The organism is Albidovulum sp. (assembly GCF_008933605.1).
GTDB lineage: Bacteria > Pseudomonadota > Alphaproteobacteria > Rhodobacterales > Rhodobacteraceae > Albidovulum.
Genome location: NZ_WBUS01000217.1, coordinates 1 through 3,935 on the forward strand (window position 1 = coordinate 1; position 3,935 = coordinate 3,935).

The following is a 3,935-nucleotide window of genomic DNA, read 5'->3' on the forward strand; positions in this document are numbered from 1 at the left end:
GTCGCGGCCGCAGGAAACCGCACGCGGGAACTGCGCGACCCGACGGCCCATGCCGAGATCCTTGCACTCCGCGCCGCCTGCGCTGCTACGGGAGCCGAGCGGCTGCCCGGCCATGACCTCTATGTCACGCTCGAACCCTGCCCGATGTGCGCGGCCGCGATGTCCTTCGCGCGGATCGCCCGGCTCTACTACGGGGCGGACGACCCCAAGTCCGGCGGCGTTGCGCATGGCGCGCGGGTGTTCTCGCACCGCCAGTGCCACCACACGCCCGAGGTCTATGACGGGATAGGGGCGGCAGAGGCCGCGGCGCTGCTCACGGAGTTCTTCCGCAACCGGCGCGACTGAGGCCGTCGACCTCCCCGGGCTTGCGACATTGTGTCAGGGGCGACACATACAATCGCTTCCGCCAGAGGGGTACAATTCCGCGCTTTGTCCGCGGACAAGATTCTGTATTTTCCCGCCAGTCCCAACACCCTCAGGAAAGGAGGCGCCGGATGTACGATCTTGATCTCGCGACGCTCCGTTCCGGTGCTGGCGCGTATTGCGGAAGGTCCGTCCTGGCCCGCTCGCTTCGAGCGGCGATGACCCGGACCGGCAACCGCGGCTGCTGAGCCAGCATACGCCGCTGGGACGGTGATCCGGCACTGACCGGCCACGTCCTTTCATCAAATCCACCCTGATCCCGGCGCTTCGTCCGGCTCGGGGCATTCCGATCAACATCCATTGAGGAATCCGGAGCCCCTGGCCGCCGGATCGCGTGAAGAAAATGAACGCTCAAGTGAATCGTGACTTCGTGAGCCCCGCGCAGGCCGTGCAGGCGCTCGTGGCCGAATACGGGCTGGTGCGGGTGGCGCTGGCGCTGGCCGGGATGATCGCCCGCCCCGGCCGCCGCGCGCGCGTCTGGGATGCCGACATGCCTGACCGGATGCGCCGCGACATCGGCCTCCATCCGTTGCCGCCGGCACGAAACTACTGGGAGCTGTGAGGGGCTTCTCGGCGCGTCAGAAGGTGATCGGGTCCAAGACCTCGGGCTCGATCACCTGCACGCCGGGCAGACCCGCCTTCAGCTCGTCCGCGGTCTGCGCGAGCAGCGGGAAGGTCCGGTAGTGGCAGGGAATGACGGTCCGGAAGGCGAAGTATTTCTTCGCGGCCCAGGCCGCCATCTTCATGTCCATCGTGTAATGGCCACCGGCGCAGAGGATGCCGATGTCGGGGGCGAAGTACTCGCCCATCCAGCCCATGTCGGCCATTACCGTCGTGTCGCCGGTGACGTAGATCGTGTGGCCCTCGCCGGAAATCATGAAACCCGACTCGTGGCCGGCATAGACCGGCCCGGCCGATCCCCCGAGCGAGGAGGAATGGCAGGCATTGACCATCGTCACCCTGGCGCCGTTCAGATCGACCGTGCCGCCCTTGTTGAAGCCGATCCCCGCGATCCCCTCGGAGCCTTCCCAGAAGGAAATCAGGTCGTAGATCCCCGCGACCGGGACCTTGAGTTGCCTCGCAAGCGCGACGGCGTCGCTGGAGTGGTCGCCGTGGCCGTGGGTCACGAGGATATGCGTGGCGCCCGCGATCGCCTCGGCGCGGCGCGGCGCCGGGAACATCGGGTTGCCGGTGAGCCAGGGGTCGATCAGGAGCACCGCCCTCTCGATCTCGATGCGGAAGCCGGAATGGCCGAGCCAGGTGATCTTCATCGCGCTCTCCTCTCCTACGGGGGCCGGCGCCCTTGCGGGCAGGCCCTGTCACGGGTAAACCCTGCCCCGATCAAGGCCCCGATCCAAGAGAAGAGTGAAGCCCCATGTCGATCGACATCTCGACCGCGCGCAAGGTGGCGCACCTGGCGCGGATCGCCGTCAAGGAAGAGGACCTGCCGGCACTGGCGGGCGAGCTTTCGGCCGTCCTCGCCTTCATGGAGCAGTTGAACGAGGTCGACGTGACGGGCGTGGAGCCGATGACCTCGGTCACGCCGATGCGGCTGAAGCGCCGCGAGGACGTGGTGACGGACGGGGGCATCCAGGCGCAGATCCTGTCGAACGCGCCCGATGCGCGGGAAGGTTTCTTCGCCGTGCCGAAGGTGGTCGAATGAGTGGCCTGAACGAACTGACCATTGCCGCCGCGCGCAACGCGCTGCGCAAGGGCGAGGTGACGAGCATCGAATTGACCGAGGCTTGCCTTGCGGCGATCGAGGGGGCCGGGGCGCTCAACGCCTTCGTCCACAAGACGCCCGAGATCGCGCGGGAACGGGCGGCGGCGGCCGACAGGCGGATCAAGGCGGGCGATGCGCCGGCGATGTGCGGCATCCCGGTGGGCATCAAGGACCTTTTCTGCACCAGGGGCGTGCCATCGCAGGCGGCGTCGAATATCCTGAAGGGCTTCCGGCCGGAATACGAATCCACCGTCAGCCAGCGGCTTGCCGACGCGGGGGCTGTCATGCTGGGCAAGCTCAACATGGACGAGTTCGCGATGGGCTCGTCGAACGAGACCTCTTGCTACGGCAATGTGGTCAACCCCTGGCGGCGCGGCAACGATGCGACCCCGCTGACGCCGGGCGGCTCGTCGGGCGGCTCGGCGGCGGCGGTCGCGGCGGATTTGTGCCTTGGCGCTACCGGCACCGATACCGGCGGCTCGATCCGCCAGCCCGCGGCCTTCGTGGGCATCACCGGGATCAAGCCGACCTACGGGCGCTGCTCGCGCTGGGGGATCGTCGCCTTCGCCTCCTCGCTCGACCAGGCCGGGCCGATGACCAGGGACGTGCGCGACGCGGCGATCATGCTGCAAGCCATGTGCGGCCACGACCCGAAGGATTCGACCTCCGCCGACCTGCCGGTGCCGGATTTCGAGGCGGCGCTCACCGGCGACATCAGGGGCAAGAAGATCGGCATCCCGCGCGAATACCGCATGGACGGCATGCCCGACGAGATCGAGGCGCTCTGGAAGCAGGGCACCGAGATGATGCGCGACGCGGGCGCCGAGATCGTCGACATCTCGCTGCCGCACACGAAATACGCGCTGCCCGCCTACTACGTCGTGGCCCCCGCCGAGGCGTCCTCGAACCTCGCCCGCTATGACGGCGTGCGCTATGGCCACCGCGCCAAGCTCGCCCAGGGCGACGGCATCACCGAGATGTACGAGAAGACCCGCGCCGAGGGCTTCGGGCATGAGGTGCAGCGCCGGGTGATGATCGGCACCTATGTGCTGTCGGCGGGCTTCTACGACGCCTATTACAACCGTGCCCGCAAGGTTCGCGCCCTGATCAAGCGCGACTTCGAGGACGTGTTCGCCGAAGGCATCGACGCGATCCTGACGCCCGCGACGCCCTCCGCCGCCTTCGGTCTGGGCGAGATGGCCGACGCCGATCCGGTGGCGATGTACCTCAACGACGTCTTCACCGTGACGGTGAACCTTGCCGGTCTGCCCGGCATCGCGGTTCCTGCCGGGCTTGACCGCCAGGGGCTTCCCCTTGGCCTGCAACTGATCGGGCGGCCCTGGGACGAGGCCGGGCTGCTGAATCACGCCTATGTGCTTGAACGCGCGGCCGGCTTTGTTTCCAAGCCGGCGAAATGGTGGTAAGGGCCGCGGTCAAACCGAGACTTCAGGGGTTTTCGATGCGTCCGCTCGTCTTTTCTGGCCTTGCCGTCCTGCTTCTCGCCGGTTGCCAGCCGCCGGTCCCGGACAGCCGTGGGGCGGGGGTCGGCTTCGAGGACTATGGCGCCTACCAGCGCCGTCGCGTCGCCGAGGCCGAAGCCGCGCGCGCCGCTGCCCCGGTGCAGACGGTGCAGGGTCCGGTGCAGAACCCGGCCGTGCCATTTCCCGGACCTGCGGGGGCCTACCCCGGTGCGGCGGTTCCGGCGGGGTCCGGCGCACCCACGGCGGTCGAACTCGCACAGGCAGGGATCGGCGCGGCCACGCTCGCCGCGCCGACCGCTCCGGTGCAG

General features: G+C 68.3%; 5 protein-coding genes and 1 pseudogene. 5 read left to right on the forward strand and 1 reads right to left on the reverse strand.

Features of this window, described 5'->3' with window-relative positions; genetic code table 11:
• A partial coding sequence (locus F9K34_RS17535; RefSeq protein WP_291338404.1) for a nucleoside deaminase occupies positions 1 to 345 on the forward strand: 345 nt, incomplete at its 5' end.
• A gap of 421 nt (positions 346 to 766) precedes the next feature.
• Positions 767 to 985 carry a hypothetical protein gene (locus F9K34_RS17540; RefSeq protein ID WP_291338405.1) on the forward strand — a complete coding sequence of 73 codons (219 nt, stop codon included), beginning with the start codon at positions 767 to 769 and terminating at the stop codon, positions 983 to 985.
• 16 nt (positions 986 to 1,001) lie between these two features.
• Here the strand turns inward: F9K34_RS17540 and F9K34_RS17545 are convergent, their stop codons facing one another.
• Positions 1,002 to 1,694, reverse strand: a complete 693-nt coding sequence (locus F9K34_RS17545) for a metal-dependent hydrolase (protein ID WP_291338406.1) — start codon at positions 1,692 to 1,694, stop codon at positions 1,002 to 1,004.
• A gap of 104 nt (positions 1,695 to 1,798) precedes the next feature.
• Between F9K34_RS17545 and gatC the strand changes: the two genes are divergently transcribed.
• The 3 genes and pseudogenes from gatC to F9K34_RS17560 form a co-directional block, all read left to right on the forward strand.
• On the forward strand, positions 1,799 to 2,086 hold the full coding sequence (gatC, locus tag F9K34_RS17550; RefSeq protein ID WP_291338407.1) for an Asp-tRNA(Asn)/Glu-tRNA(Gln) amidotransferase subunit GatC: 288 nt from the start codon (positions 1,799 to 1,801) through the stop codon (positions 2,084 to 2,086).
• Positions 2,083 to 3,570 carry an Asp-tRNA(Asn)/Glu-tRNA(Gln) amidotransferase subunit GatA gene (gene gatA / locus F9K34_RS17555; RefSeq protein ID WP_291338408.1) on the forward strand — a complete coding sequence of 496 codons (1,488 nt, stop codon included), beginning with the start codon at positions 2,083 to 2,085 and terminating at the stop codon, positions 3,568 to 3,570. Before gatC ends, gatA begins: the two co-directional genes overlap by 4 nt.
• A 35-nt stretch (positions 3,571 to 3,605) precedes the next feature.
• Positions 3,606 to 3,935, forward strand: a pseudogene (locus F9K34_RS17560) (hypothetical protein); the annotation flags it as partial.

What these genes read in the sequence shown, in the direction of transcription:
- F9K34_RS17540 (WP_291338405.1), top strand. Translation starts at nt 767, where the DNA reads ATGAACGCTCAAGTGAATCGTGACTTCGTGAGCCCCGCGCAGGCCGTG.
- F9K34_RS17545 (WP_291338406.1), bottom strand. Translation starts at nt 1,694, where the DNA reads ATGAAGATCACCTGGCTCGGCCATTCCGGCTTCCGCATCGAGATCGAG.
- gatC (WP_291338407.1), top strand. Translation starts at nt 1,799, where the DNA reads ATGTCGATCGACATCTCGACCGCGCGCAAGGTGGCGCACCTGGCGCGG.
- gatA (WP_291338408.1), top strand. Translation starts at nt 2,083, where the DNA reads ATGAGTGGCCTGAACGAACTGACCATTGCCGCCGCGCGCAACGCGCTG.